General features: G+C 66.5%; 1 protein-coding gene. It reads right to left on the reverse strand.

The window, feature by feature from the left end; all coding sequences use genetic code 11:
• Window positions 1-559 (reverse strand): hypothetical protein (locus RT424_RS23505; protein ID WP_313443173.1); only part of this gene is annotated, 559 nt, incomplete at its 3' end.
• Window positions 560-588 lie beyond the last annotated feature (29 nt).

Below are 588 nucleotides of genomic sequence, written 5' to 3' on the forward strand. Positions count from 1 at the left end.
GCATGCGGTGGACACGGGCCGTAGGCTTTTCATCGCCCTCGATTCCCAAGCCCCGTCGCGCCGCAGCGATCGTCGAATAGGTCGGGACAAGCGCAGGAAGCCCGCGAAGCCACAGGCACGTACGCTTGGTCTCCCAGTCGCCATATTCCCACGGCTGCACGCTCTGTGCGGCCGGTCGGAAATCGACGATCCGTTCCTTGGCGTGCCGGTGCATCACGGGGTTCTCAACGGCGACGCGCGGGATCGGCGCGTTCCACATGTCCGAAAACAGCGCGGCGCCCTCGTCGAGCTCCGACCACATCTGCTCCAGCGTCTTGCCCGGCGGCGGCACCTTGAGCCAACGCACGCCGGAGTTGCAGAGGCGCGTGCACGGCGGGTGTGCCACGATCAGCATATCCCAACCATCGGCAAGCACGTCGCGGACGTCGCCGGTGATGTGCCGGTTGCTGCGGTCCTCGGCAGGCAGCAGGTCGCAGGACCATGCGTCATAGCCGAGATCCGCGAACGCGCGCCGGACGGTGCCTGAAAACTCGCAGGCTACGAGAATGCGGCCGCTCACTCCATGCACTCCCTGATAGCCGAACGCGC

The organism is Novosphingobium sp. (assembly GCF_032093395.1).
GTDB lineage: Bacteria > Pseudomonadota > Alphaproteobacteria > Sphingomonadales > Sphingomonadaceae > Novosphingobium.